Here is a 26,216-nt window from a genome sequence, read left to right on the forward strand (position 1 = left end):
TGGTGCGGATCACCTACATCCATCAGTACTTCAAGACGCCGTCGATGTCCGGTGGCACCCGGTCGTACGAGTTCGCGCGCCGGCTGGTCGAGCGCGGCCACCAGGTGCACCTGATCACCGGCGACCCGCACGCCCGCCGGGCCCGGGTCACCACCGAGGCCGGGATCGTCGTGCACTGGCTGCCGGTGCCGTACGACAACGCGATGTCGTACCGTCGCCGGATCCTGGCGTTCCTCGGGTTCGTCGGCCGGTCGGCGCTGGTGGCCGGGCGTCTGCGGCACGATCTGGTGTTCGCGACCAGCACCCCCCTGACGGTGGCGGTCCCCGGCGCGTGGGCCGCGCTGCGCCGCCGGGCGCCGATGGTGCTGGAGGTGCGCGACGTGTGGCCGGAGCTGCCGATCGCGATGGGCGCGCTGCGGTCGCCGGTGAGCCGCTGGGCCGCCCGGCGACTGGAGGCGTGGGCGTACCGCCGCTCCGCGCAGGTCATCGCCCTGTCGCCGGGGATGGCCACCAGCATCCGCCGCCGCTTCCCGCGTGTGCCGGTGACCGTGGTGCCGAACAGCTGTGACCGTGACCTGTTCGCCGGCGCCGGCGAGGCGGGCGAGCGGCTGCGCCGGGACACCCCGTGGCTCGGCGACCGGCCGCTGGTCCTCTACGCGGGCACGCTCGGCCTGGCCAACGGCGTGGACTACCTGGTCCGGATGGCGGCCCGCCTGGCCGACACCGACCCCGGGGTGTGCGTCGCGATCCTCGGCGACGGCCGGATGCGCGACAGCCTCCGGAACCTGGCCGCCGAGCTGGGCGTACTGGACCGCAACCTGTTCCTGCTGGGCCCGGTGAGCAAGGCCGAGGTGGTGGCGTTCTTCGGCGCGTGCGACCTGGCCGCCTCGGTGTTCGCTGACGTCCCCGAACTGGGCGCCAACTCGCCGAACAAGGTGTTCGACGCGTTCGCCGCGGGCCGGCCGGTGGCGGTCAACCATGACGGCTGGATCGCCGACCTGATCGGCGAGCACGGCGCCGGGCTGGTGCTGCCGGCCCACGACACCGCGGCGGCGGCCGGGGCGGTGGCGGCGTTCCTGCGTGACCCGGCGGCCGGGCGGCGGGCGCGGGCGGCGGCGTACGCCCTGGCCCGTGACCGTTTCGACCGGGACCTGTTGTTCAAGGACTTCGCGCGGGTGCTGACCGGGGCGGCTCAGCGGGCGAGGACCGGCGCCGGCGCCGGGCGCACCGCGGCGAGCAGGAGCAGGATCCACATCAGCCGGGCGTCGTAGTAGTCGCCGGAGAACAGGCCGGCCGCGCCGACGAAGATGCCGCAGTAGGCCGCGACCCGGGCCTCCAGGCTGCGCTCGGCGGGTGGGACCGCGACGTACGCGCGCCACAGGCCGGCCCACGCCGCCACCAGCAGCGCCAGCCCCACGGCTCCGCCCTCGGCGGCGATCGACAGGGGCAGGTTGTGCACGTACCGCTCACCGAAGCCGAGGTCGGTGACGGTGTGGAAGCCGTTCAGGCCGGTGCCGAGGATCGGGCGTTGCAGGAAGATCCCGAGAGCCATCTGGAACAGCACGTCACGCGACGACGCGTACCCCTGCCCCAGGGTCGCCTCGACGAACCGGGACTGGACGTACCCGGCGATCGACGGGCCGGCGGTGATCACCAGGATCGTGCCGAGCACGGCGACCAGCGCGAGCGGTTTGGCGATCCGCTCGAAGTCGATCCGGGGCCGGATGGCGAGCAGCGCCACGGTGACGGTGATCGCGAGCGCCACGATGCCGCCCCGGGAGCCGGAGGCGATCGCACCGAACAGGAACGCCGGGATCGGCGCCAGCCAGATCACCTTCTCGCCGCTGCGCAGGTACAGGTAGAGGGAGGTGATCATGCCGAGGATCATGATGCGGATGAAGACGTTGGGGCCGCCGCCGAGCGCCGCCCAGCGCCCGTTCGCCTGGTGGCCGCGGCCGGACGCGGCGGCCAGGAAGTAGATCCAGGCGGTGACGTGGAACAGTTTCAGGGTGGTGGCGGTCACCCGGTCGCGGTCCCAGGCGGCCAGGTTGAAGTAGACGACGAGCAGCCCGGTGATGGCGAGCAGGTCGCCGAGCATCGGGCCGGTCACCGCGCCGGGCGGCACCCAGAGCACCGACAGCGCCTGGTACCCGATCAGCGCCAGGATGCCGAGCAGGGCCTGGCCGCCCTCGACCGGCCGGGAGCCGACGTGATGGGCCTCCAGGACCAGGGACAGGATCAACACCAGGAAGAGGGGTACGCGTACGTCGTTCACGACCGGGACGTCCAGGCCGACACGTTCCAGGGTGAACCGGCCGGCGAGCGTGACCACGAAGGCGATCAGCACGACCAGTCCGGGACGGGCCTCGGGCGCGCGGGTGGTCATCCGCGCCGGCGCAGGGCGTAGGCGGCCAGTCCCACCGCGTCCAGCCCGAGCGCCGTCCCGGCGGCGAGCAGGCCCGCCACCGCCGCCTGCGGGACGGTCAGGAGCGACTCGGCGATGACCGTCGCCAGGATCTCCAGGACCAGGCAGGCCAGCAGCAGCCGGCTCATGAACTTCGCGTCGAGCAGGGTGTCCATGGTGGGGCGGGCGGCGTAGAACATCGCGAGCGGGATCGCGGCGAGCACCCCGAGGCGCAGCACCGGAACCGCGCCGGCGAACTCCGGGCCGAGGAAGCCGCGCACCAGCGCCGGGGCGAACAGCAGGATCAGCCCGGCCGGCGCCGCGGCGAGCGCCCCGGCCAGCAGCGGCAGGACGGTCAGCAGCCGGCGGACACCCGGGTCGTCGCCGGGCCGGTGGAACAGCCGGCTCAGCCGGGGCATCAGCACCGGGGTGAGCATCGCGAAGACCGAGCAGATCAGGGTGACGGCCGAGGTGGTGAACCCGACGTAGCCGGCTTCCGGTTCGCCGGGCATCAGCACCGCGACGGCGAAGGTCGGGAAGGTGTAGAGGACGGGCAGGGCGAATTCCCCGGGCATGCGACGTATGCCGTACCCGATGAGGGTTCTGACGTCGGGCTCGACGGTCTTCTCGGTCGTGGCCGGTTGCCGCCGCACCACCCAGGTCGCCCACACGCCGACCACCGCGGTCCCGGCGCCCTGGATGATCAGGAAGTCCTCGATCCGGTCCGCCACCACGAACGCGACGAGCGGGAAGAGCCCGAAGCCCAGCGCCATGGTCAGGTTCGCGTCGACGATCTGCTGGTTGCCGCGCAGCGCGGCGAGCGAGACGGTGCACAGGCAGTTGCCGGCCAGCATGATCAGCGCGGCGGTGACCGCGGGCCGTCCGCCGGGCAGGCCGAGCAGCGCGGCGATCCCGGCACCGGCCGCCATCCCGGCCAGGCCGACGGCGGTGACCAGCACGGCCTCCACGCCGAGCGCCTGCTGGGCGAGGCGGCGGGTGGTGTGCTCGGTGCGGGGCAGGTAGCGGTGCAGGCCGACGCCGAGGCCGAGGAGCAGGATCGGCTGCAGGGTGCTCACCGTGCCGCGGGCGATCTGGTAGTAGGCGAAGCCGCTGACGCTGCCGCGGCGCGCGACCAGGTGGAACAGCAGCAGCCCGATCCCGAGGACGAACCACTGGACGATCAGGGTGGCGACGTAGTCGCGGCGGACCGCGGCGGGCACGCTGCGCAGCAGGGCCCGCAGGCGCAGACGCTCCCCGGCGGGCATGCCTCAGGCCGCCTGCATCGACCAGCCGCCCCGGCCGCGCGGCGACGGCTTCGGGCCGGACAGGTACGAGTCGTAGCGGGGCATCGCGTCGGGGCCCTTGCCGGCGACCATGTTGAGCACGCAGCCGAGCAGCGTGGCGTTGACCGCGTGCAGGGCCCGGACCGCGTCGGTGACCTGCGCCGACGTCGTGCGGCGGGCACGCACCACGAGCAGCGTGCCGTCGGCGCGGGCGGCCACCACGGCGGCGTCGGTGACCGGCAGCAGCGGCGGGCAGTCGAAGATCACCACGTCGAACCGGCGGCGTACCTCGTCGACCAGCTCGGTCATCCGTGGCGAGCTGAGCAGCTCGCTCGGGTTGGGTGGGGTCCGCCCGCCGGCCAGCAGCCACAGCCCGGCGCCCCACGGCTGCAGGACCTGCTCCAGCGGCGCGGTGCCGTCGAGCACCGTGCTGAGCCCGGCCGCGTCCTCCCGGCCGAGGAAGGCGCCCAGCCGGGGGTGGCGCAGCTCGGCGTCGACGACCAGGACCCGCTGCCCGGCCTCGGCGAAGAGCAGCGCCAGCCCGCACGCGGTGGCCGACCGGCCCTCGCCGGGGACCGCGCTGGTCACGGCAAGGGTCTTCACCGAGCCGGCGGCCGCGGCGCACTGCACCCGGGTGCGGACCTCGCGCAGCGCCTCGGTGCGCGGCGACGTGCTCGGCGAGACGAACGGCCCGGCCGGGTCGGCCGGCACCCGGGCCAGCACCGGGGCCGAGGCGAGGGTCTGCAGCGCCTCGGCGGTCCGCACGGTGTTGTCGGCGACCTCCCGGCCCACCGAGCCGATCGCGCCGACGACCAGGCCGGCCACGGTGGCGAGGGCGAGGTTGTTCAGCGGGTCCGGGGAGACCGGGTCCTCGTCCAAAGCCGGGCCGGAGACGATGGTGACCTTCACCGACGACGGCTCGGCCGGGTCGGGCCGTTCCAGCTCCTGCACCGCGGCGACGAAACTGCGGCTGAGCCGGGTGAGCAGCAGCAGCGTGCGGTTGGGGTCGCGGTCCTCGACGACCACGTTCATGATCACGGTGTCCGGGACGATCTCCGCGGTGATCGCCTCGCGGATCTCCTCCAGGTCCAGATCGACACCGGGGGTGCCGGCGAGCGGCGCGGCCACCTCGTCGCTGGTGAGCAGCGCGGCGTAGGTGGACAGGCGGTTGGTGCTGAACATGCCGGCCGCGGCGATGCCGCCGCCCCCGGAGCTGGGCGTGGAGAAGAAGAACGTGACCCGCGCCGCGTACACCGGGGTGGCGTAGAGGTTGACGCCCAGGGCCACCCCGAGCGCGACGACCACCGACGCGGCCATCAGCCACCGGTTTCGCCTGGCGACGCGGAGATAATCCCGCAGGCCCACCGAGACCCCCGTTCCGCGGCCAACCGCCACGATAGGGCTACAAATCGTGCGGTCAACCCAAATCGGAAAAGTTAGTTTTTATCATAACGGGCCGCTTGCTACGCTGCGGGACATGAGGGGCGCTCGCCTGCTGCCGCTACTCGTGGACGGCGCCGCATGGGTGGCCGGGCTCCTCGTAGCCGTCCACACCCGCTTCGACTTCATCCCCAGCCGCCGCGACCTGACCGGCACCACGGCGATGATCGCCCTCGCCGTGACGTTGCAGGCCACCGTCGGCCACGCCCGCCAGCTGTACCGGGGGCGTTACCGGTTCGCCAGCTTCGACGAGGTGCACGGCGTCGCCACCACCACCGCGGCGGTCACCTTCGTGCTGACCATCTCCAGCATGCTGATCTCCGAGCCGCCGGCGCCGGTCGGCGTCCCGGCCGCCGGCGGCGCGATCAGCCTGGTCCTGATGATGGGCGCCCGCTACCTGCGGCGCCTCCAGCTCGCCCACCGGCTGCGGCCGGACCGCCGGACCGCCGCGCCCGTGGTGCTCTTCGGCGCCGGCTCGGCCGGGGCCGTGCTGGTCCACTCGATGCTGCACGACCCGAAAGGCCGCTACCTGCCGGCCGGCCTGATCGACGACGACCCGGACAAGCGGCGCCTGCGCATCCACGGCGTGCCGGTCCTCGGCGGGCGCGACGACATCGGGCGGGCGCTCGCCGACACCGGCGCCGAACTGCTGATCTTCGCGGTCGCCAACGCGAACGCCGGGCTGGTCCGCGAGATCCGCGACCGGACGCTGGCCACCGGCGCCGCCTTCAAGGTGGTCCCGTCGGTCAGCGAGCTGATGGACCAGGCCGTCCAGGTCGGCGACATCCGCGAGGTGCAGGTCACCGACCTGCTGGGCCGCCATCAGATCGACACCGACCTGACCGCGATCGGCGGATACCTGACCGGCAAGCGGGTCCTGGTCACCGGGGCCGGCGGGTCGATCGGGTCCGAACTGTGCCGGCAGATCCACCACTTCCGGCCCGCCGAGCTGCTGATGCTCGACCGGGACGAGACCTCGCTGCTCGCCGTCCAGCTCTCCATCGACGCGCAGGCCCGCCTCGACGACCCGGCGGTGATCCTGGCCGACGTACGCGACGCCGGGCGGATGCGGGAGATCTTCCGCTCCCGGCGGCCGCAGGTGGTCTTCCACGCGGCCGCCCTCAAACACCTGGCGCTGCTGCAACGCCATCCCGGCGAGGCGATGAAGACCAACGTGATGGGTACGCTCAACGTGCTCGAGGCGTCCGGCTCGGTGGAGCGGTTCGTCAACATCTCCACCGACAAGGCGGCCGATCCGACCAGCGTCCTCGGCTATTCGAAGCGCATCACCGAGCGGCTCACCGCGTGGACCGCCCGGCGCAGCCGGGGCACGTTCCTGAGCGTCCGCTTCGGCAACGTGCTGGGCAGCCGGGGCTCGGTGTTCACCACGTTCAGCACCCAGATCGCCGAGGGCGGGCCGGTCACCGTGACCCACCCCGACGTGACCCGCTACTTCATGACCACCCAGGAGGCGGTGCACCTGGTGATCCAGGCCGCGGCGATCGGCGCGGACGGCGAGGCCCTGGTCCTGGAGATGGGCGACCCGGTCCGGATCGCCGAGGTGGCCCGGCAGATGGTGGCGCTGTCACGCAAGCCGGTCCCGATCGTCTACACCGGTCTGCGCGACGGCGAGAAGCTCTCCGAGACACTCTTCGGCGCCGGCGAGGTGGACCGGCGGCCGTTGCATCCGCTGATCTCGCACGTCGCGGTCCCGCCCGTCGACCCCAACCACCTCATCCCGCTCCCGTCCGGCGCCGATCCCCCGATCCTGATCGCCGCCCTGGCGGAGACGTGCGCCCTGCCCGCGCCCTCCGCGACGCCCCCCGCCACATCGGGCGCCACGCCCTCCACCACCGCGCCCCCGCCCCCGGCCGCACTCCCGCCTTGACTCTCGCCCGCGCCGGCCCACGCCCTCGCCCCCGGCCGCGCCCCCGCCTTGACTCTCGCCCGCGCCGGCCCACGCCCTCGCCCCCGGCCGCGCCCCCGCCTTGACTCTCGCCCGCGCCGGCCCGCGCCGGCCCGCGCCGGCGACCGGCGCCCCTTCATGGGAAAGCCGACAAACGCGAAGAATCTGATTCTCCCGCGCGAAAGGGTCGTGTACTGCTGCAATCGGGGCATGGGATCCCGGGTTGACGAGGACCGGCCCGAGCCGAGGCCGGCACGGGCCGGCGTGCACGCGGCGCTACGGGCCTGGCGTGACAGCCTGATCGATCTCGGCGACAACAACCGCCTGATCAACTTCTCCGGCGGCAACGCCGACCTCGTGGAGATCACCGCGCCGGAGCCCGACCGGGTGGTCGCCGCCCTGACCCGGGGCACGCCCTGCACGCTGACCGGGCCCGGCGGCGACCCGGACGACACGACGTTCCGCACCGAGCTGCCGGACCGTACCCTCGGCCCGCTGCTGCGGCGGTTGATGCGCCGCGCCCACCAGGAGCACCTGGACCGGGGAGTGGCCGTGCTGCATCTGGCCCTCGGGCTGCTGCACTGGCGGCTGGCCGCCGACGACGAGGACGCCGACAGCGAGACCACCAGCTACGCCAGCCCGCTGCTGCTGCTCCCGGCCGAACTGGTCGCGGGCGAACAGGGCGGCCCGCCGGGCCTGCGGCTGCGCGACGCCGAGCCGGTGCTCAACCCGGCGCTCGCGCTGCGGCTGCGGCAGGCCGGCATCACGGTCCCCGGGCCGGAACCAGGCGCCGAGCTGAACGTGGCCCGGTTCTGGCAGGATTTCACCGACACGGTGGCCCGCCGCAACGGCTGGCACATCGAGCGGTCGGTGATCCTGACCTGCCTCACCTTCCACAAGGAGGCGATCTACCGGGACCTGCAGGAGAACGAGGAACGGATCCTGGCGCACCCGGTGGTCCGCGCGCTGGCCACCACCGACCAGCGGCGGCAGACCGAGCAGTTCCGGTTCACCCCGATCCGGCCGGAGGACACCGACCGGCTCGCGCCGCCCGAGGACGTGCCGCTGGTGCTGGACGCCGACTCGTCGCAGCGGGCGTGCGTCGCGGCGGCGCTGGCCGGGCACAGCTTCGTGATGGACGGCCCGCCCGGCACCGGCAAGTCGCAGACCGTCGCCAACATGATCGGGGCGCTGCTGCACGCCGGGAAACGGGTCCTGTTCGTCTCCGAGAAGGTCGCCGCGCTCGACGTGGTCCGCAACCGGCTCGCCGAGGCCGGGCTCGACCGGTACCTGCTGGAGCTGCACGGGCAGAAGGCCGGCCGCCGGGAGGTGGCGACCCTGCTGGCCGCGGCGGTCGACGAGACGCCGGAACCGCCCGGCCACGTCCCGGCCGTGGACCGGGCGGCCCTGCGGGAGCGGCGGGAGCGGCTGACCGCCTACGCGTACGCGGTGAACGAGATCCGCCGCCCGCTCGACGTCAGCGTGCACGAGATCATCGGCCGGTGTGCCGCGCTGGCCGGGGTGCCCGCCGCCCCGGTGCCCACGATCGTCCCGGGCGCGCTCACCCCCGACGCGATGCACCGCATCCACGAGGCCGTCGACCAGTTGTCCCGCTCGTGGCGGGCGATCGCCGGCGGCGACGGGCTGCTCTGGCGTGACGTGATCATCCGGGAGCCGCTCGACCCCGCTCTGAGCCGCGCCGAGAAGGCCCTGGCCGCGCTGGCCCGGACCGCCCGGACCGCGGGCGCCGCCGCCACCGCGTTCGGGTTGCGCGGCCCGTCCGACGCGGCGACCCTGGCACGGCTCGCCGACCACGCCGGCCACCGGCCGGAACAGGTCGCCGACGCCTGGCTGACCGCCGCCGACCTCGATCCGATCCGTACCGCCGCCGACCGGCGCGGTGAGGCACTGGCCGCCGCCGCCCGCGCCGCCGACGCCGTCAAGCAGCGGGCCGGCGCGCCGTGGACCGCGCTGCCCTCCCCCGCCACGCTGCCGCCGGTGCCGTCGCTGGAGTCGCTGCCCGACCCGATCGACCTGGGCGCGCTGACCGCCGCCGACGCCGACGAGCTGGCCCTGTCGTTCACCCGCGCCGCCGAGCAGCTGGAGAAGCACCGGCGCGCCGTCGACCGGGTCACCGCCAAGCTGGGACTGCCGCCGGCCACCACCACCCGCGACATCGCCCGGGTCGCCACCGTCGTCGAGCTGGGCGCACGGCCGCACAAGCCGGAGCGGTTCTGGTTCGGGGCGGGCGTGCTGGCCACCGTGCAGACCGGGGCCGGCACGCTGCGCCGTGCCCTGGAGGTGCTGGTGGGTGCGGAGCTGCAGGCCCGGCCGTACTTCTCCGAGGCGATCCTGGCCCAGCCGGTGGAGGAGCTGGCCGACCGGTTCGCCCACGTGCACCGGGGGTGGCGCAAGCTGCTCGGGGCGTACCGGCGTGACCGGCGGCAGGTGGCCGGGTTCGTGCTGCCGACCGCGCACCTCGGCGACGCGGTCTCCCGGATCGGCGTGGCCGTCGCGTGGCGACGGGCGCTGCAGGACCTGGCGGCGGCCGAACACACGTACGCGACCGTGCTCGGCCGGTACTGGCAGGGCCGCGGCACCGACTTCGCCGCCCTCGACGACGCGATCGCGGTGGCCGGCTCGGCGATCGCGGCCGCCCCGCCGACCGCCACCGAGGCGGTGCTCGCCTACGTCTGCGCGCCGACTCCGGACCCGGCGCCGGTGCGGGTGGTCGCCGAGGCACGGGACGCCCTGCAGCGCTGGCAGGCGACGTTGCGGCCGGCGCCCTACCCGGCGGCCCGGCCGGAGCTGATGAACGGGCCGATCGACGACGCGATCACCTGGCTGACCGAGCACGGCACGGCGCTGCGGGCGGCGGCGGAGGCCGTCCGGGCGTACGACACGGCGACCGGCCGCACCCTCGACTACGCCGAGACGGTACGGCTGGCGCAGCTGCGGGCGGCCGCCGAGTCGGCGGCGGCCGCGGTCGGCGGGCGTACCGGCGAAGCGGAGACCGACCCGGCCGTACTCGCCACCGCCATCGCCTGGGCCGCGACCGCCCGGGAGTTCGCCGGTGGGCCGCTCACCGCCGCCCAGGTCGCCGCGCTGCGGGAGCTACGGCCGTTGCCGCTGCTCAGCGAACGGGCCCAGGAGTGGGAAGGGGCGAGCCAGCTGGTGCTCGCCGGGTTCGGGCCGGCACGGCAGGCAGACCTGCGGGGGTGTTTCGGCGACTACCGGCGGGCGGCGGCGCTGCTGCGTGACATCCGCGACGACAGCAGCGGCCAGGAGGAGTGGTTCGCCTGCCTCGACGCCCGCGACGTGCTCACCTTCCACGGCCTGGACGCGGCCGTCGAGTTCTGCGCCGACCAGGGACTGGACGGCGCGGCGGTGCCGGCGGTGCTGGAGCGGGCGCTGCTGCACGGCTGGGTGGACGCGGTGGTCCGCGGCGACACCCGGCTGCGGCCGTGGCGTGGTGAGGACCGGGACCGCCTGGTCGCCGAGTTCCGGCAGGCCGACGAGCGGCTCGCGGCGGCCGCGGCCCGCGACATCGTCACCGCGGTCGAGGCGGGCCGGCCGGCGGCCGACAGCGCCGGGGCGGGCCTGCTGCGGCGGGAGGCGATGAAGGCGGACCGGCAGCTTCCGGTACGCGACCTGATCGCCCGCGCCCGCGACACCGTGCTCGCCCTGCGCCCGTGCGTGCTCGCCTCCCCGCTGACGGTGAGCCAGTCACTGCCCCCGGACGTCGACTTCGACGCCGTCATCTTCGACGAGGCCTCCCAGGTCACCCCGGCCGAGGCGGTCAACTGCATCTACCGGGGCCGCTCGCTGATCACCGCGGGCGACGACCGGCAGCTGCCGCCGACGTCGTTCTTCGACCGCTCGTTCTCGGTGGCCGGCCAGGACAGCGAGGTGCTCGACTTCCAGTCGGTGCTGGAGCTGGCCAAGGCCTGCGGCGCGTTCCCCGGCATGAGCCTGACCTGGCACTACCGCAGCCGGCACCAGGCGCTGGTGGCGTTCGCCAACGACGCGTTCTACCAGGGCCGGCTGAGCACGTTCCCGGCGCCGGTGATCGGCGGCCCGGACACCGGTGTCGAGCTGTTCCCGGTGGCCGGGGTCTACCGGCGCTCGTCCGGCCGGGACAACCCGGTGGAGGCCGAGCGGGTCGCCGAGCGGATCGTGCACCACTTCGCGACCCGGCCCGGGCGCTCGCTGGGGGTCGTCACGTTCTCGGTGGCGCAGGCCGAGGCGATCGAGCGGGCCCTGGAGAAGATCGCGGCCGGTCATCCGGCCCTGGAACGAGCGGTCACCGACGACCGGCTGCACGGCTTCTTCGTGAAGAGCCTGGAGTCGGTGCAGGGCGACGAACGCGACGTGATGATCTTCTCGATCGGGTACGGGTTCGACGAGAACGGCCGGATCAGCGCCAACTTCGGGGCGCTCAACCGGCCCAACGGCTGGCGGCGGCTGAACGTGGCGATCACCCGCGCCCGGCACCGGGTGGAGATCGTGACGTCGATCCTGTCCCGCGACGTGCCGGAGTCGGACAACGGGGGGATCCGGCAGCTGGCCGCCTACCTGGACTATGTGGAGCGCGACGCGACCGGGGCCGACCGGGCGGCCGACGACGAGGCGGGCGCGTTCGTCTCCTCGGTGCTGGCGACCGTGCGGGGCTGGGGCTATCCGGCACGGACCGGCCTGGGCACGGCCGGCGGACGCGTCGACATCGCGATCCGGCACCCCGGCGACCCGGCCGGCGACTACCTGCTCGGGGTGCGCTGCGACGGCCCCGGCTATCGGGACTGCCCGGCCGCCCGGGACCGGGACCGGCTCAACGACCAGGTGCTGACCGGCCTCGGGTGGCGTCTGCACCGGGTGTGGGCGCTCGCCTGGTACCGGGACCGGGCCGGCGAGGAGGCCCGGCTGCGGGCGACGCTGGACCTCGCGGCGCGGGCACGCCCGGGACGTACCGGCGCGGTCGAGGCCCCGGCCGATCGCGCGCCGTCGGCCCACCCCCGGGTGCTGCGCTCCGAACCGGCCCGCCGCTGACCCGGTGCGGCGACGCCGGTCGCCGGGTCAGCCGCGGCGGTGGGCCATCATGCCCAGGCCCAGGCCGATCACGACACCGAGCGCGACGCCCAGGGCCAGATGGTCGGTCAGCAGGCCGAACGCTATGCCGATGGCGAGGCCCACACCGACGCCCGCGCCCTCTTGTGCCTTCTTGTTCATCGGACTCCCCCGTACCAGCCGACATCGAGACATTCATGATCATAGAACGGATGACCACGAAGGGCGCACTCCGGGTCCGTCGTCGCGCGGCCGGGCGGGCCGGAAACTGACGTAGGGTGGCCGCCGTGATCAGGTGGGCCGCGGGTCTTCTCGCTCTTCTGGCCCTCGCCGGGTGCGGGCCGGAGGTCCCGGCGGGCGTGCTGCGGCCGGTCACGCCGTCGCCACCGGTGGGCTTCTACCCGTACGACGTGATCCGCCCGTCGGCGAGCCCGGCGCTGATGCGGGAGCGGCTGCTCGCCTACTACACCGCGTGGAAGTCGGCGTTCGTACGGCCCGGCTGCACCGCCGGGACGCTGCGGGTGCACTCTCCCGACGCGGCATACCCGGCGATCGCCGAGGGGCAGGGGTACGGCCTGGTGATCGCCGCGTCGATGGCGCCGCTCGACGGCCGGGCGCGGGAGCTGTTCGACGGGATCCTCGGATTCGTGCTGGAGCACCCGTCCCACCTCGACCCCGACCTGATGGCGGCCGAGCTCGACGCGCGCTGCGCCGCCCGCGACGGCGGCGACTCGGCGACCGACGGCGACCTGGACATCGCGTACGCGCTGCTGCTCGCCGACCGGGCCTGGGGCAGCGCCGGCCGCCACGACTACCGGGCCTTGGCGGTACGCCGGATCGCGGCGATCAAGCGCAGCACGGTGAACCGGGACAGCGGCCTGATGCTGCTCGGCGACTGGAGCACCGAGGGCACCCGCCTGCACGCGACGTCGCGCACCTCGGACTGGAATCCGTTGTACTTCCGGGCGTTCCAGGCCGCCACCGGTGACCCGGCGTGGGCGGAGATCACCCGGGCGCACCGTGCCGCGATCAGCGGTCTGCAGCGTGAGCACAGTCCCCGGACCGGGCTGCTGCCGGACTTCGTGCGCGGTGACGGGCCGGAGCCGGTCACCGGCCGGGTGCTGGAGACGGCGCACGACGGCGACTACGGGTACAACGCGTGCCGTACCCCGTGGCGTCTCGGCCTGGACGCACTGCTCACCGGCGACGCCGTCACGACGGCCGCGGCCCGCCGGATGACGGCCTGGTTCCGGTCGGTGACCGGCGACGATCCAGGCAGGATCGGTTCGGGGTACGCCCTGAGCGGCGCCCGCTACGACGCGGACCCCGACAACGCGTTCTGGGCGCCGCTGGCGGTGAGCGCGATGACCGACCCGGCGGCCCAGCCGTGGCTCGACGCGCTGTGGGAGCGGCTCGCCGCCGCACGCGTCGACCCGGGCCACTACTTCGGCGACACCCTGCAGCTGCAGGTGATGATCATCGTCTCGGGCAACTATCCCCGGCCGGACTGACGGCGCCGCTCCAGGCGGGCGTCGACCTTAGTCACCACCTGCTCGGTGACCTCCAGCCGCTCCCGGCGCAGCAGGAAGAACGAGAGCACCATGCTGACCACGAAGGCGATCAGCACCCGCAGGATCAGGTCGAGCCCGAGCGGCGCGACGGTGAGCACCCCGAAGACGAGCAGGAAGTACAGCAGCCGGAGGCCGAGCAGACGCAGGACGGGACGCATGCGGCCCAGCGTACCGGTCTGCTGCGGGCCGGACGTCTCCCGGCGTCGCGGCCCACGCCGCCGGCCGCCGCAGCGTGTCCTCGCTCAAGCCCGCCCGGCGTCCGGTCAGCGCAGCCCCGCCCGGGTCAGGATCTCCACGATCACGTCGCCCTTGTCCCGCACATAGCCGGACGTCGACAGCGGATGCCGCGCGGCCGCCGCCTGCTTGTGCGCCGCGTAGCGGTCCCGGTCGGCGGGGCAGGCGCGCAGCCAGTCGCGCAGGACGAGGTGGCGCACGCCGAGGGCCGTCCGGATGCGCGCCTCCTCCCGCCGGTAGCGGGCCGGCCAGGCCGGGTCGTACTCGCTGATCGTGATGGGTGTGGCCGGGCGGTCCGCCGGCCGGTCGCCGACGGTGCGCCGGGCCATCCGGTCCGGGGTCAGGAACGGGGGCGGCGGCGGGAGTGGGGGCAGGCGCATGGCCGGACGCTACCTGGCGGTGGCTCGGTAGAGTGCGCTGATGCTCGGGGGCTGGCACGAATGGTTCGGCACGATCACCGGGGTCGTGCTCGTCACGATCGTCCTGGCGCCGGTGGCGGGGCTGGCGGTGTGGTGGCCGGCCCGGCGGCACGGTGAGTGGCGGCGGGCGCTGGCCGAGGTGGGGATCGTCTACGGGACGGTGCCGTGGGTGTGGATGATCCTGCTGCCGGGGGACGAGGCCCGGGTGAGCCTCGTCCCGTTGCGTGACCTGCTCACCGTCCTCGCGGCGGGGCCGGTGACGATCGTGGTGCAGATCGTGGGGAACCTGCTGGTGTTCGCGGCGCTCGGGTTCTTCGGGCCGATGCGGTTCGCGGCGCTGGCGTCGGTGCCGCGGGTCCTGGCGGTCGCGGCGGCCGGGTCGGCGCTGGTCGAGGCGGCGCAGTACGTGTTGCGGCTGGACCGGGTGACGTCGGTGGACGACGTGCTGCTCAACACGGCCGGGGCCGGGCTGGCGGCGCTGGCGTCCCGGCGCTGGTGGTGTGCTCAGAGCCCGGCGGCGGCGTCGTAGCGGCTGCGCAGGTCGGTCATCTCCGGTTCGGTCAGCGCCTCGGTGAGGGCCAGCTGCGCGTACCGCTCGGGGAACATCTCGTGCAGCCGGTCGACGAATCTGACGTTCTCGGTGGCCTCGACGACCTGGATGCCGGGCGGGTCGGACATGGTGACGATGACCGGTCCGGCCAGTTTGACGGCGACGTCCCACGGCAGCTGCGGCTCGGCGACGCCGCACATGTGGAACCCGTAGACGGTGCGCACGTCGGCGAGCTCGGTGACGTCGGACGGTTCGTAGCCGTACAGCCGGATGCCGCAGACCACCGCCTGCCGTCCCGGCGGACCGCTGTGGCCGGCGTGCTGGTGGGTGGCCGGGTCGGCCTCCTCGAGGGTGGTACGCACCCGGGACACGAGCTGCTGTTGCAGGTCCGGTGGCTCGTCGGTGAGGTGGAGGGCGACGGCGCCGGCCGACACGGCGAGCAGGGTGACGGCCGCCCACACATAGCGGTGCATCGTTGTTCCTTGTCGTTGTTCCTTGTCGCCGGGGACCTCCGGCCCGGGGTTGACGAGACCCCGGGCCGGAGGTCGGGGATCAGACGAAGTTGACGTCGCTGCACCACATGTAGGCCTGGTCCAGGTGCGAGGCCTGCCAGATGACGAACAGGATGTGCTGTCCGGTGTAGCCGGAGGTGTTCACGGTGAACGAGATGTTCTGCGCCGGCGCGTACTTCCCGGTCTGCGTGATGAAGTCGAGATTGCCCCAGCCGAGGGTCTGGGTGGCCGGGTTGAAGCCCTGCTTGCTCACGTAGACACGGAAGTAGTCGGCGCCGTGGCTCGCCTGGTCGTAGAGCTGGACGGTGAAGTTGCGGGTGAGGTTGCCGGTGGTCTTCCAGGCGCCGACCTTGTTCAGGCTGTCGTTACGGGTGAGCCCGTTGCTGCACAGCTGGCCGTCGGGCGTCTTGGCCTGGAACTGAGCACCGAGGCCGTCGCGCAGGGCGCTCATCCAGTTCCACATGGTGTCGGGGTTGGCCTGGAACGCCTGCCAGCACATCGGGTCCTGGGTCTGCATGGCCGGGTTGGTGTGCTGGCTGCCCCAGGTCTTCCAGCACTGGTAGGCGCGGGACTGCGGGTTGATGATCGTGCCGTGGGCCTGTGCGGACCCGGTCCAGGGCAGGGCACTGAGCAGCAGTGTGAGCACGACGACGGCTGCCTGGACGGGCCTGCGGGATCGGCGGGACTTGTGTGGGGGCACAGTTCGTCCTTTCCGGGGGGCCTTCCGGGGAACGGAAGAGCGCTGTCATAGGGGATTGGGAGCGCTCCCGAAAGGATTACATCCAAGTTTCCGAAATATCAACCGATGTCTATCGACGTGGCACACTTCCGGTTCGGCCGGGATGCCTCTTGCGCCGATGCGGGGCGCGTCGACCGTACATTTTGATCATCGGGGTAAGCGGCGGAGAACGACCCCGATGACGTCGTCCGCGGACAGGTAGCCCATCGTCCGGGAATCAGCGCTGCGGGCGGCGTTGTCGCCGAGCACCAGCAGCCGGCCCGGAGGGACGGCCGCGTCCGGCACCGGGAAGCCGGCCGGGACCGGATCGCCGGGCAGCGCCGCGGCGCGTTTGACCATGAACGGCGGATCGGCCGAGCCGGCGCCGGGCGGCGAGGCGACCAGGACGGCCGCGCCGCGGCGGACGCCCGCCAGGCCCGCGCGCCGGACCAGCAGGCGATCGCCGGGCCGGTAGGCGGGCTCCATGCTGACGCCCTCGACCGTGACCACCAGCAACCGCCGGCGCAGCAGGACGCCCACGCATCCCACCACGCCGGCGGCCGTGAGCAGCAGGATCATTCGGCCGCCGCGTAGCCGTCGGCCTGCATCCGGAACAACCGCGCGTAACCGGCGTCGGCGGCCATCAGCTCGTCGTGGCTGCCGCGCTCGCGCACCACGCCGTCGGCCAGCACGACGATCTCGTCGGCGTCACGGATGGTGCCGAGCCGGTGCGAGATCAGCACGCTGGTCCGCCCCTCCCGGTGCCGCCGCAGCCCGCGGTGCAGCTCGTACTCGGCCTCCGGATCGAGCCCGGCCGTCGGCTCGTCGAGGATCAGCAGGTCACGCCGGTCCCGCAGGAACGCCCGGGCCAGCGCGACGCGCTGCCACTGCCCGCCGGACAGCAGCACGCCGGTCTCGTCGTTCTCCCGGTCGGCGTCGTCGTACCAGGCGTTCGTCAGCATCGTGTCGTAGCCGTTGGGCAGTGCCGCGAGCGCCTGGTGAATGCCGGCACGGCCGGCGGCCGCCTCGAGCCGCTCCCGATCGTCCATCGCGGACAGGTCGCCGACCCCGATGTTCTCGGCCGCGGAGAACTCGTACGCCATGAAGTCCTGGAAGACCACCCCGATCCGGTCACGGACCTCGGCCGGGTCGAGCTCGCGCAGGTCACGGCCGTCCCAGGTGACACTGCCGCGCGTCGGGTCGTAGAACCGGCACAGCAGCTTGACCAGGGTGCTCTTGCCGGCGCCGTTGAGGCCGACCAGCGCGATCGTGCTGCCGTGCGGGATGGTGAGATCGACGCCCTGGAGCACCCACGGCTTGTCCGGGCCGTAACGGAACCAGACGTCGCGCAGCTCGATCCCGCGCTGCAGCGGGCCGGCCGGCAGCGGGTGCGGCGGCACCGGGAGGTCCGGTTCGGCGTCGACGAGTGTCCGATAATGATCAAACAGCAGGGCGTTCTCGTGGGCCGAGGCGAATCGGTCGACCAGACCGCTGCCGGCCGACTGCACCCCGCCGACCGCGGCGACGAGCAAAGAGATGTCGCCGATCGAGAGCCGGCCGGCCGCCGCCTGGTGGATCGCCCAGATCAGCCCGCCCCCGGCGACGATCGCGCTCACCGCCGCCAGCAGCGAACGGACCGCCAGCTCACGGCCGTCCTGCCGGGCCTGCTCGCGGTTGCCGGCCGTCATCTCGCGCAGCATCCGGCCGCGGAACAGCTCGCCGAGCCCCAGCATCCGCAGCTCCTTGGCCGCGGACAGGCTGGTCAGCAGCTCGGCGTAGTGGGCCTCGCGCCGGGCCCGCCCGCTGATCCGCCACAGCATCCGGGCGTTGCGCCGGTTGAGCCACATCTGCGCGGCCAGCGCCGGGCCCGCGGCGGCCAGGGCGAGCAGCGCCAGCCACGGGTTGAGGGCGGCCAGCACCCCCACGAACCCGGACAGCATGATCGCCGACTCGACCGCGCCGAGGGTGTCGTCGACCAGCTGGCCGGGCCCGGAACGACCGGACTGCTGAGCCATCCGCAGCCGGTCGCGGAACTCCGGGCTCTCCATCACGCCGATCCCGACGATCCGGCTCATCGCCTGGTAGAGCCGGTCCATCGCGCGGACGCCGACGGCGCGCAGCATCCGGCCGTACAGGTGGCCGCGGACGGCCGGGACCACCCCGAGGATCAACCCCAGGCAGGCGAGCAGCACGGCGGGGACGGTCAGCGCGGCGATCCCCCGCCCCGCGGCCAACCCGTCGATCACGGTACGGAGAACCGCTGCCGCCGCCACCGGGGCGACCCCGGCCGCGACCGTGACCAGCACATATCCGGCGAGCACACCGGGGGCCGCGCCGGCGCCGATCCGGACGGCCGCCCACAGGTGCCCCGGGATCCGGCGCACCGGAACCGACGTCGAGCCGGTCACGCCGGAACGAACTCGGGCAGCTCCGGGAAGGCGTTGCCGCCCGCCACGACCACACCCTGGGCGTCGACCAGGCACAGCGCCGGGAAGCTGGTCACCGCGAAGACGGTGGCCAGCGGGCCCCGCTCCGGCTCGACGACCACGTCGACGTGCGGGGACAGCCGCGCCACGTACGGCCCGGAGTCGTCGGCGCCGGCGACCACCACGGCGACCGCGGCGACCCCGGTGCGCTGCTGGTAGGCGACGAACTCCGGGATCCGGTCGTCACAGGCGCCGCAGCCGACCGAGAAGAAGCCGATCAGCTGGGCGCTGCCGGGCCGCACACTCGACACCGCGCCGCCGCCGACGGTGGTCGCGCTGACCGCCGGGACCGACGTGCCGGGCGGGAGGGTGGCCTCCTGGATGACGGCGTTCCGGTCGGCCAGCTTGGCGTCATGCACCTTGAGCTTGCGGATCACGCCGAAGGTGAGCAGCAGGTTGAGCGCCGTGGCGGCGATGGCCACGGTGACCGCGACCGTCAGGTAGAGCATGTCGTTCCTTTCCGGCCGGGGTGGCGCGGGGACCGGCCGGTTCCCGCGCCACGCACCGCACGAGCAGCGTGTCAGCAGATGGTGAGGGTGTTCGACCAGGAGCCGCAGGTGGCGGAGCAGTTGCAGCTGTCGACACACCAGCGGCGCTGCTGCAGGTGACCGACACAGCGGTACTGGTAGTAGCCCTCACCTGGCCGGCACGGGCAGGCGCCGGCACGCTCCTGCGGAAGGAACGTGGCCAGCATGCGGTCGGCGATCGCGCCCAGCTTCTGTCGCATGTGTAACTCCTTCGTTTACGCTCCCGAGATCATCTCGGCGGGCCGAGACTACCCACAGTGGAGCGTCCCGCGCTGTCCCGTTCATCGATGAACGTGGCCCCTCGGTGCCGGGTACGGTGGACCACCGGGGGGATCCACGGGGAGGTCCGGAGTGAGTTATGCGTTGATCGGCGCGCGCGTGCTGATCGGTCTGGTGTTCGCCGTCTCGGCAGTCACGAAACTGCGCGGCCGCGCCGCGTTCACCGCGTTCCGGGCGTCGGTCGCCGACATGCGCGTGGTGCCGGAGCCACTGGCCGGGCCGGTCGCGGCCACCGTGGTCGCCACCGAGGCGGCGATCCCGGCGCTGCTGCTGGCGCCGGCCACCACGGCCGCCAGCCTCGTGCTGGCGGTGCTGCTGCTGGCCGCGTTCTCGGCCGGGATCGCGCGGGTGCTGGCCACCGGGACGGCCGCGTCGTGCCGGTGCTTCGGAGTGTCCGCGGCGCCGTTCGGCCGGCACCATCTCCACCGCAACGGCGCGCTCGCCCTCACCGCCGCAGCCGGCCTCGCCTGGCCCGCGTCAGCCACCGACCCGGCCGGCTCGGCGATCGTGGCGGGGGTCGCGGCGGTCGCGGCCCTGACCGTCGTCATGCTCGACGACATCGTCGACCTGTTCCGCTCCCCCGCCGTCCGGACGCCCCGCAGCGGTCGCTGAAAATAATTACCAGTCTGGATGCGTGCCCTGGCGGAGCGTCCCCTAAGATCGACCGCGCGCCTGCCGGCCGGTACCACTGAACCGGCACACAACCGAATACGCGCCGTCGAGGGAGATGCATCGCGGTGGAGGAGCGTCCGAGCGCTTCACTGTTCCGGCCCTACGTTCTCACGCCCGATGGGACGCCGCCCGCACGCAGCGACGACTCACCGACCCGCGTCCTCCCGGCCGTCGCGGCAGATCGGCCGGTCCCGCCCGCGGCGACCGCCGAGCCGGGCCGATCGCAGCCGGCGGAGCGGACACCCGCCCTGCCCGACGGCCCGTCCGACGTCGCCGATGCCGCACCGGCGCTCCGCCGGTCCCATCGCGCCTGGTTCCTCGGCACGGCCGTGGTGCTCGCCGCGGCCATCCTGGGAGCGGCGCGGATGACCGCCACCGACCGGGAAACCGGTCCGGCCGACGGGTCCGCCGCCGAATGGGTCGTGCCGAGCGCGCCGGTCCCGGCCGAGGCCACGCCCGGCAGCGTCCCGGCAGATTCCGCCGGCGGCGACACGCCCGAGCAGCCGCAAGGCGGCAACCCCCGGAGCACCGGCGCCGGCACCGCGGATCCGGGCCGGGCCCCGCGGTCGCCGGCTGCCCCGCCGCAGAACGCCACCGCCTACACCGTCATCCAGGCCGAGACGTTCGACGAACAGAACGGTGTCAAGATCGAGAAGGCGCCGACCGGCACCGGCCGGCACGTCGGCTTCATCACCAAGGGCGACTGGATCCGGTACGACGACATCGGGTTCACCGACGTGCCGGCCACCAGCCTGCAGATCAGCGCCGCCGACTGGGCCAGGAACGACGGCACCGGAGTGGTCGAGGTGCGCCTCGACGACCGCGCCGCCCCGCCGATCGGCGTGATGACCATCCCGAACAACCACTCCTGGTTCGACTTCGTCACCTACACCATGACGATCCGGCCCACCACCGGTGTGCACACCGTCTACCTGACCTTCACCAGCAGACAGCGCGAGGAGTTCGCCAACATCGACTGGTTCCGGTTCCGGCACTTAGCCCGTCGCTCGACGACCCCGGCCCGCCCGCCCCGTCGTCAACGGCGCCGAGCCCCGGGAGGCCTCCATGGGTGATCCTCCGCGAGCTGCTGGAGGATGAGGGGTGTGAATCGCTTCGAGACCTGTTGCCACCTCGACTGGTGGGCGAACCCCGTCACCTGCCTGGCCAGTGTTGCGGTCTCGCTCGTCGTCACCACCACCGAGTCGGGCTGGGCGGCGGAAGGGCGCCTGTTGGCTGCCGGCGACGAACAACGTGAAGGCTTCGCCCTCCTGTGCGACCTGGACCCGGTTTTCACTCTCAGATTCGGCGACGGCAGCGAGTTCGCCGTAACCGTGCTTCGAGGGCTGGGCGACGACTTCACGCTGACGGAGTGTGTGGAGTCGGAGGCCCGCGAGATCGACCACACGATCGACCTTCGATGAGCCGAACTTCCGTCGATGCACCGGCGGCCGGCCACGGAGCGCGTAATCCGCGGCAAATTGAGTGCACATGCGGTCGAGCGCTGGTCCTGACTCCCCGACCGCAGAGGAAAGCTCAGGCGAATGCGATGTCGGCAAGCGCGGGGTTGTGTGTGCGCCAATGCATCGTGGGCCCCTTACGCATCAGGTCCAGGTTGAGCTTTCTGGCTGCGGGGAGGACGCCACGCACTCCGAGCAGCCGAGCGAAATCCTGCGGCTCCACAGACAGCGCCGCGACGTTCGGCCGGGCTCGGTAGCCAGGCTTATCATCCGCCTTGACCTTGGGCATCCGGCGCCTGAGCGCGTCGAGAGAGCCCCCGGCCTTGCTGGCGGTGGCGGTGCTTCGGATCGTCAGGGCGATCGTCGATTTCCGCCACCTTTGCGGACCGAGGCGCCGTCAGCCAGGACTGCTGTTCCTCGGGTGTGATCAATTGGTCGAAGTCCGGAGCGTCGAGCCGGCCGTCAAGGCCGGCTACATTGCGCAGCGAGACGCCCGCCCGTTCGAGCCTGGCGATTTCGGATTGCTCCACGGCGTCGAGTTGTCCGCGTGAGACACGGCGAAATCCGAGTTCCACGATGTCGCCGGGGTGATTACGCCGGTGGGCTCCGAAGCGGCTGCTCACGTCAACGGCTTGCCCGACATACCGGTCACCGTTGCCGAACAACAACACGTAGATTCCGCATCGGCTCTTCGGATGAATTGATCTTCAGGCTGCCTTGGGTGCTGGTGGGCTACCGGCGCGAGCGACCCGATGTGTCGCCGACCCGCTGGACGTCCGTGGCCGGCGGCAGCGGGGGCGTCGCGCCCCACACCACCACCCGGTTGCGGCCGGCGCGTTTTGCGTCGTAGAGGGCCTGGTCGGCGCGGTCGACGAGGAGGTCACCGTCGGCGTGCGGGCCGGTGGCCACGCCGATCGAGGCGGTGATCGTCAGGGTCGCCCCGGTGAGATCCACGGGGGTACGGGCGATCTCCTGCCGGATCCTCTCGGCGATGTCGGCGGCGTCGGCGTCGCCGGTCCGTGGCAGCAGCACGACGAACTCCTCGCCGCCCCAGCGGGCCACCAGGTCGCCGGCCCGGCTGACCGCCGAGATCCGCGCCGCCGCCGCTCGTAGCACGATGTCGCCGGTGAGATGGCCGTACGTGTCGTTGATGCGCTTGAAATGGTCGAGGTCGATGACGAGCACCCCGGCGGGGTCGGGCCGGACGGTGTCGCGGTCGGCGAGCCGCTCGTTGACGAAACGCCGATTGTGCAGGCCGGTCAGGCTGTCGGTCACGGCCAGCCGGTGCTGTTCGGCGACCGCCGCGCGCAGCTGTTCGGCCAGGGCCGCGCGGTCGGTGGTGAACAGGTACTGCCGCAGCAGGACGGCCAGGAACAGGACCCCGCTGATCGCCAGGGTGGTGGTGTCCACGTCGCCGGTGCGGGCCTTCTGCGTCGCCAGCAGCGTGAACACGACGACGCTGGAGAGCAGCACGGGGGTGAGTGTCAAACCCCGGTCGAAGGTGCGCGGCGCGGCCGGCGGCTCGGGGACACGCACGGCGACTACCGCCGCGATGAACGAGCACACCGAGGCCGCCTCGAAACCGGCATCGATCAGGCCGCCGCTCTCGTACCCCGTCGTGATGCTCATGAAGGTGTAGCTCATGTCGCTGACCGCGTTGACGGCGCCGGCCAGACCGATCAGCCGCACGCTCACCGGCACGCCCGAGTGACCGCCCAGCCCGATGATCAGCAGGCAGCAGAGCAGTGCGGTGTCCAGGACGGGATAGGTGAGGCTGACCAGGTCACCGGGGCTCAGGGAGGCCGGGACCTGCGGCTGGACCAGCAGATGCCAGGCCGCCGCGCCGACGCCGAGCACGATGATGGCGGTGTCGGCCAGGCCGCGCAGCTGCCGGAGCCCGCTCGCGCCGCCGAACCCGACGAGGACCGCGCACAGGGTGGTCACCGACGCGACGGTGTAGCCGAGGTCGGCCACCGACGGCTCGGGCGGCCCGTTCTCGGACAGGTAGTCGTAGCCGGCCCAGATGCACTCCCCCACCAGCTGAGCGGTGTAGGCGACGGCCAGCAGCAGCCAGAAGACGCGGTGCCGGCCGGTCAGCCGGCGCACCGCGATCACGGCCACCACCACGCTGGCCACGATCGGCACCACGTAGAGGATGTCGCCGACGAAGAGGTTCGCGGCCGGCGCGTCCCGGGTCAGGAGGATCAGCAGCACGTAACCGGCCAGCCAGGTGACGGCCAGCGCCGTGCACCGGCGGACGACGGGGTCGCCGAGCGGTCGGGCTGCCATTGTCGCCTCCCGTTCGCGATGGGTCCGGCACCTGCAGCAGCTGATCGGACGGCCCCCGGCACGACTGAGGAATCGTCACCGTCATCACCCTCGTGGCCGGCACGGGACAGCATCGGATTCCGGCCGAGACCGCACGTCCGGTGTGCTGTGCTTAGCTACGTGACGAGACAGGACCGACCGGCCGGCAGCGCCCTGCTGCGCTGGTACGTCGTTCTCGGCTGCTCGCTCATGGCCGCCATCCTGCTGGTCCCGGCCCTGCGGCTGTGGCTGTACATCCTGGTCGCGTGTCTGGTGCTGGCCGGCCTGATCCTCGGGATCCGCCGGCACCGCCCGGTCTGGGCACGGCCCTGGTGGCTGCTGGTGGGCGCGGTCGGCATGTCGATGGTGGCGAGCCTGGGCTGGGCGGTCACCATCACGGAGGACGAGCTGCCGCCGTACCCGTCGATAGGCGACCTGTTCTACTGCGCCTCGATGGGACTGCTGACGGCCAGCGTCTACTGGTGGGTGCGGCCCGGCCGGTATCGCGGCGGGCTGCTCGACGCCGCGATCGCGCTGACCGGCGGCGGCGCGGTCGTCTGGGTGGCGGTGGCCGAGCCGCTGCTGTTCGGCGGCCGGTTCGAGGGGGCACACCTGGCCGGCTACCTGCTCTACGTCACCAACGATCTGCTGATCCTGGCGCTGACCGTGCGGGTCGTGGTGGTGACCCGGGTCCGCACGGTCGCCTACCGGATGATGGTGGGCGCGGCCACGGTGTGGGTGGTCACCGACACCGCCTTCTACGCCGCGCTGTTCCGCGAGCAGGGCGAGGCCGCCGCGTGGATCCAGGTGGGCTGGCTGTCGGCCTACCTGATGATCGGCGCCGCGGCGCTGCACCCCTCGATGTCACGCAGCACCGGGTCGATGCCGCGCAACGCGGCCCTGCTGACGCGCAGCCGGCTGGTGGCGTACGTCGTGCTGATCGTGCTCATCGCCGGCCTCGACGCGGTCCGGGCCGTAGCCGCCGCGCCGCCCGGCCACGGCGGCCGGATGATCGTGGTGCTGTGCCTGGGCTGCATCACCTCGGTGTTGCTGATCGGCCGGCTCGCGCAGCTCGGCGCGGCCCTCGACGAGCGGGCGCACGTCGACGCGCTGACCGGCCTCGGCAACCGGACGGTGCTGCAGAACGAGCTGAACCGGCACCAGCCGCACGACCGGGTGCTGATGATGCTGGACCTCAACGGCTTCCGCGACATCAACGCCGCGTTCGGTCACAAAGCGGGCGACGCGGTGCTGGTGGAGAGCGGCCACCGGCTGCGGGCCTCGGCGCCCAGCGACGCCACGGTGGTCCGGCTCGACGCCGACGCGTTCGCCGTGCTCACCCGCGGTGACGACGATCTGCTGCACCGGCTGGCCGGGCGGCTGCTGCCGGCGCTCGCCGAGCCGTACCCGGTGCCCGGCCTGACCAGCCGCCGGGTCGAGGCCAGCGTCGGTGCGGTGATCATCCCGGCCGGGGAGAGCGGCACGACCGCGCTGCGTGACGCGGAGCTGGCGCTGGAGGAGGCGCGCACCCAGGGTGACGGTCTGGCGGTGTTCGATTCCGGGGCGTACGCGCAGTGGCGTGCCAACCGGGACCTGATCACCGAGTTGCAGCACGCCATCGGCACCGACGAGCTGAGCATGCACTACCAGCCGATCGTCGAGCTGGCGACCGGCCGGATCGTGGCCGCCGAGGCGCTGCTGCGCTGGTTCCGGCCGGACGGCGCCCCGGTCTCGCCGGGACGTTTCATCCCGCTCGCCGAGCAGAGCGGCGACATCCTGGTGATCGGCGAGTGGGTGCTGGGACGGGTGTGCTCGGATCTGGCCGGGCTGTGGAGCGGGTACCGGCTGCCGGTGACGGTCAACGTGTCGGCGCACCAGCTTCGGGACACCGGGTTCGCAGCCCGGCTGCTGGACCGTCTCCGGGACGTCGGCCTGCCCGGGGAGGCGCTGATCGTGGAGATCACCGAGACGGTGCTGATGACCACGGTGACCGACGCGGCGACCACGATCGGTCAGCTGCAGCAGCTGCGCGAGCACGGCGTACGGATCGCGATCGACGACTTCGGGACCGGGTACTCGTCGCTGGCGTACCTGCGGGAGCTGCCGGTGGACATCCTGAAGATGGACGGGTCGTTCACGTCCGAGCAGATCGAGGCGGGCGGGCCCCGGGAGATCGCGTTCGTGCGGACGATCGTCGACCTCGGCCGCAGTCTCGATCTGTGCACGCTGGCCGAGGCGGTGGAGACCGAGGGCCAGGCGCAGCGGCTGCGTGAGCTGGGCTGCCATCTGGCGCAGGGTTACCATTTCGCCCGGCCCGCGCCGGTCACCCGGCTCCACGAGCTGCTGGCCGCGCAGCGGGCGACGTCGGCCGAGGCGGCGGTCTGACC

General features: G+C 73.1%; 23 protein-coding genes. 9 read left to right on the forward strand and 14 right to left on the reverse strand.

Translation table 11 applies throughout. From position 1 onward, the window contains the following. Positions 1 to 2: 2 nt before the first annotated feature. Positions 3 to 1,271: a glycosyltransferase family 4 protein gene (locus BM290_RS24440; RefSeq protein ID WP_239143655.1), complete on the forward strand. Its 1,269-nt coding sequence runs from the start codon at positions 3 to 5 to the stop codon at positions 1,269 to 1,271. On the opposite strand, the gene BM290_RS24445 is transcribed toward BM290_RS24440, so the two are convergent. Genes BM290_RS24445 through BM290_RS24455 form a run of 3 tightly spaced genes read right to left on the reverse strand, consistent with a single transcriptional unit; the run spans position 1,193 to position 5,052 of the window. Continuing rightward, positions 1,193 to 2,386: an O-antigen ligase family protein gene (locus tag BM290_RS24445; protein ID WP_093617902.1), complete on the reverse strand. Its 1,194-nt coding sequence runs from the start codon at positions 2,384 to 2,386 to the stop codon at positions 1,193 to 1,195. The genes BM290_RS24440 and BM290_RS24445 overlap by 79 nt on opposite strands. Then, entirely contained in the window at positions 2,383 to 3,669 is a 1,287-nt protein-coding gene (locus tag BM290_RS24450) for a lipopolysaccharide biosynthesis protein (RefSeq protein ID WP_093617903.1), read from the reverse strand. The genes BM290_RS24445 and BM290_RS24450 overlap by 4 nt, the downstream gene beginning before the upstream one ends. A 3-nt stretch (positions 3,670 to 3,672) precedes the next feature. After that, positions 3,673 to 5,052, reverse strand: coding sequence for a tyrosine-protein kinase domain-containing protein (locus BM290_RS24455; RefSeq protein WP_093617905.1), 1,380 nt, complete (start codon positions 5,050 to 5,052; stop codon positions 3,673 to 3,675). A 112-nt stretch (positions 5,053 to 5,164) separates the two neighbouring features. Here BM290_RS24455 and BM290_RS24460 point away from each other — a divergent pair, with 112 nt between their 5' ends. Then, positions 5,165 to 7,015 carry a nucleoside-diphosphate sugar epimerase/dehydratase gene (locus BM290_RS24460; protein WP_093617907.1) on the forward strand — a complete coding sequence of 617 codons (1,851 nt, stop codon included), beginning with the start codon at positions 5,165 to 5,167 and terminating at the stop codon, positions 7,013 to 7,015. A gap of 228 nt (positions 7,016 to 7,243) precedes the next feature. After that, on the forward strand, positions 7,244 to 12,079 hold the full coding sequence (locus BM290_RS50755; RefSeq protein ID WP_093617909.1) for a DUF4011 domain-containing protein: 4,836 nt from the start codon (positions 7,244 to 7,246) through the stop codon (positions 12,077 to 12,079). Positions 12,080 to 12,106: 27 nt separating this feature from the next. Here the strand turns inward: BM290_RS50755 and BM290_RS48580 are convergent, their stop codons facing one another. After that, on the reverse strand, positions 12,107 to 12,259 hold the full coding sequence (locus BM290_RS48580) for a glycine zipper domain-containing protein (protein ID WP_177319880.1): 153 nt from the start codon (positions 12,257 to 12,259) through the stop codon (positions 12,107 to 12,109). A gap of 125 nt (positions 12,260 to 12,384) precedes the next feature. Here BM290_RS48580 and BM290_RS24470 point away from each other — a divergent pair, with 125 nt between their 5' ends. Beyond that, entirely contained in the window at positions 12,385 to 13,608 is a 1,224-nt protein-coding gene (locus BM290_RS24470) for a family 8 glycosyl hydrolase (RefSeq protein ID WP_143133921.1), read from the forward strand. Here the strand turns inward: BM290_RS24470 and BM290_RS24475 are convergent. Together BM290_RS24475 and BM290_RS24480 are read right to left on the reverse strand one after the other, a co-directional pair. After that, entirely contained in the window at positions 13,590 to 13,826 is a 237-nt protein-coding gene (locus tag BM290_RS24475) for a DUF4229 domain-containing protein (RefSeq protein WP_093617913.1), read from the reverse strand. The genes BM290_RS24470 and BM290_RS24475 overlap by 19 nt on opposite strands. 105 nt (positions 13,827 to 13,931) lie before the next feature. After that, positions 13,932 to 14,282: a GrpB family protein gene (locus BM290_RS24480; protein WP_093617915.1), complete on the reverse strand. Its 351-nt coding sequence runs from the start codon at positions 14,280 to 14,282 to the stop codon at positions 13,932 to 13,934. Between the two features lie 40 nt (positions 14,283 to 14,322). Between BM290_RS24480 and BM290_RS24485 the strand changes: the two genes are divergently transcribed. Beyond that, on the forward strand, positions 14,323 to 14,850 hold the full coding sequence (locus BM290_RS24485; protein ID WP_093617917.1) for a VanZ family protein: 528 nt from the start codon (positions 14,323 to 14,325) through the stop codon (positions 14,848 to 14,850). Here the strand turns inward: BM290_RS24485 and BM290_RS24490 are convergent. The 6 genes from BM290_RS24490 to BM290_RS24515 all read right to left on the reverse strand — a co-directional run bounded on the left by BM290_RS24490 (position 14,826) and on the right by BM290_RS24515 (position 19,314). Then, positions 14,826 to 15,344, reverse strand: coding sequence for a hypothetical protein (locus BM290_RS24490; protein WP_093617919.1), 519 nt, complete (start codon positions 15,342 to 15,344; stop codon positions 14,826 to 14,828). The two genes, BM290_RS24485 and BM290_RS24490, sit on opposite strands and share 25 nt — an antisense overlap. A 79-nt stretch (positions 15,345 to 15,423) precedes the next feature. Continuing rightward, positions 15,424 to 16,029: a lytic polysaccharide monooxygenase auxiliary activity family 9 protein gene (locus tag BM290_RS24495; RefSeq protein ID WP_239143654.1), complete on the reverse strand. Its 606-nt coding sequence runs from the start codon at positions 16,027 to 16,029 to the stop codon at positions 15,424 to 15,426. A 240-nt stretch (positions 16,030 to 16,269) separates the two neighbouring features. Further along, positions 16,270 to 16,680: a S26 family signal peptidase gene (locus BM290_RS24500; RefSeq protein ID WP_093617923.1), complete on the reverse strand. Its 411-nt coding sequence runs from the start codon at positions 16,678 to 16,680 to the stop codon at positions 16,270 to 16,272. Next, positions 16,677 to 18,509 carry an ABC transporter ATP-binding protein gene (locus BM290_RS24505; RefSeq protein ID WP_093617925.1) on the reverse strand — a complete coding sequence of 611 codons (1,833 nt, stop codon included), beginning with the start codon at positions 18,507 to 18,509 and terminating at the stop codon, positions 16,677 to 16,679. Before BM290_RS24505 ends, BM290_RS24500 begins: the two co-directional genes overlap by 4 nt. Next, positions 18,506 to 19,036, reverse strand: a complete 531-nt coding sequence (locus tag BM290_RS24510; protein ID WP_093617927.1) for a thioredoxin domain-containing protein — start codon at positions 19,034 to 19,036, stop codon at positions 18,506 to 18,508. Before BM290_RS24510 ends, BM290_RS24505 begins: the two co-directional genes overlap by 4 nt. 71 nt (positions 19,037 to 19,107) lie before the next feature. Next, positions 19,108 to 19,314 (reverse strand): hypothetical protein, encoded by a 207-nt coding sequence (locus BM290_RS24515; protein WP_093617929.1) that lies wholly within the window; start codon positions 19,312 to 19,314, stop codon positions 19,108 to 19,110. Between the two features lie 151 nt (positions 19,315 to 19,465). On the opposite strand from BM290_RS24515, the gene BM290_RS24520 reads away from it, so the two are divergent. The 3 genes from BM290_RS24520 (at position 19,466) to BM290_RS24530 (ending at position 21,486) form a co-directional block, all read left to right on the forward strand. Further along, on the forward strand, positions 19,466 to 20,005 hold the full coding sequence (locus tag BM290_RS24520) for a MauE/DoxX family redox-associated membrane protein (protein ID WP_093617931.1): 540 nt from the start codon (positions 19,466 to 19,468) through the stop codon (positions 20,003 to 20,005). Between the two features lie 125 nt (positions 20,006 to 20,130). Continuing rightward, complete coding sequence (locus BM290_RS24525) at positions 20,131 to 21,138, forward strand: carbohydrate-binding protein (RefSeq protein WP_093617933.1); 1,008 nt, start codon at positions 20,131 to 20,133, stop codon at positions 21,136 to 21,138. A 30-nt stretch (positions 21,139 to 21,168) separates the two neighbouring features. Continuing rightward, positions 21,169 to 21,486: a hypothetical protein gene (locus BM290_RS24530; RefSeq protein WP_093617935.1), complete on the forward strand. Its 318-nt coding sequence runs from the start codon at positions 21,169 to 21,171 to the stop codon at positions 21,484 to 21,486. A gap of 302 nt (positions 21,487 to 21,788) precedes the next feature. Here BM290_RS24530 and BM290_RS47505 read toward each other — a convergent pair whose 3' ends face one another. Together BM290_RS47505 and BM290_RS24540 are read right to left on the reverse strand one after the other, a co-directional pair. Beyond that, positions 21,789 to 22,193 carry a GIY-YIG nuclease family protein gene (locus tag BM290_RS47505; RefSeq protein ID WP_143133922.1) on the reverse strand — a complete coding sequence of 135 codons (405 nt, stop codon included), beginning with the start codon at positions 22,191 to 22,193 and terminating at the stop codon, positions 21,789 to 21,791. A gap of 61 nt (positions 22,194 to 22,254) precedes the next feature. Further along, positions 22,255 to 23,811, reverse strand: a complete 1,557-nt coding sequence (locus BM290_RS24540; protein ID WP_093617939.1) for a GGDEF domain-containing protein — start codon at positions 23,809 to 23,811, stop codon at positions 22,255 to 22,257. A 159-nt stretch (positions 23,812 to 23,970) separates the two neighbouring features. Between BM290_RS24540 and BM290_RS24545 the strand changes: the two genes are divergently transcribed. Beyond that, positions 23,971 to 26,214 (forward strand): putative bifunctional diguanylate cyclase/phosphodiesterase, encoded by a 2,244-nt coding sequence (locus tag BM290_RS24545; protein WP_177319881.1) that lies wholly within the window; start codon positions 23,971 to 23,973, stop codon positions 26,212 to 26,214. Positions 26,215 to 26,216 lie beyond the last annotated feature (2 nt).

It is taken from the genome of Actinoplanes philippinensis (genome assembly GCF_900113015.1).
GTDB lineage: Bacteria > Actinomycetota > Actinomycetes > Mycobacteriales > Micromonosporaceae > Actinoplanes > Actinoplanes philippinensis.

Coding starts and splice junctions, on each gene's coding strand:
- BM290_RS24500 (WP_093617923.1), bottom strand. CDS start 16,680: ATGATCCTGCTGCTCACGGCCGCCGGCGTGGTGGGATGCGTGGGCGTC.
- BM290_RS24445 (WP_093617902.1), bottom strand. CDS start 2,386: ATGACCACCCGCGCGCCCGAGGCCCGTCCCGGACTGGTCGTGCTGATC.
- BM290_RS24480 (WP_093617915.1), bottom strand. CDS start 14,282: ATGCGCCTGCCCCCACTCCCGCCGCCGCCCCCGTTCCTGACCCCGGAC.
- BM290_RS48580 (WP_177319880.1), bottom strand. CDS start 12,259: ATGAACAAGAAGGCACAAGAGGGCGCGGGCGTCGGTGTGGGCCTCGCC.
- BM290_RS24515 (WP_093617929.1), bottom strand. CDS start 19,314: ATGCGACAGAAGCTGGGCGCGATCGCCGACCGCATGCTGGCCACGTTC.
- BM290_RS24490 (WP_093617919.1), bottom strand. CDS start 15,344: ATGCACCGCTATGTGTGGGCGGCCGTCACCCTGCTCGCCGTGTCGGCC.
- BM290_RS24485 (WP_093617917.1), top strand. CDS start 14,323: ATGCTCGGGGGCTGGCACGAATGGTTCGGCACGATCACCGGGGTCGTG.
- BM290_RS24450 (WP_093617903.1), bottom strand. CDS start 3,669: ATGCCCGCCGGGGAGCGTCTGCGCCTGCGGGCCCTGCTGCGCAGCGTG.
- BM290_RS24460 (WP_093617907.1), top strand. CDS start 5,165: ATGAGGGGCGCTCGCCTGCTGCCGCTACTCGTGGACGGCGCCGCATGG.
- BM290_RS50755 (WP_093617909.1), top strand. CDS start 7,244: ATGGGATCCCGGGTTGACGAGGACCGGCCCGAGCCGAGGCCGGCACGG.
- BM290_RS24540 (WP_093617939.1), bottom strand. CDS start 23,811: ATGGCAGCCCGACCGCTCGGCGACCCCGTCGTCCGCCGGTGCACGGCG.
- BM290_RS24510 (WP_093617927.1), bottom strand. CDS start 19,036: ATGCTCTACCTGACGGTCGCGGTCACCGTGGCCATCGCCGCCACGGCG.
- BM290_RS24475 (WP_093617913.1), bottom strand. CDS start 13,826: ATGCGTCCCGTCCTGCGTCTGCTCGGCCTCCGGCTGCTGTACTTCCTG.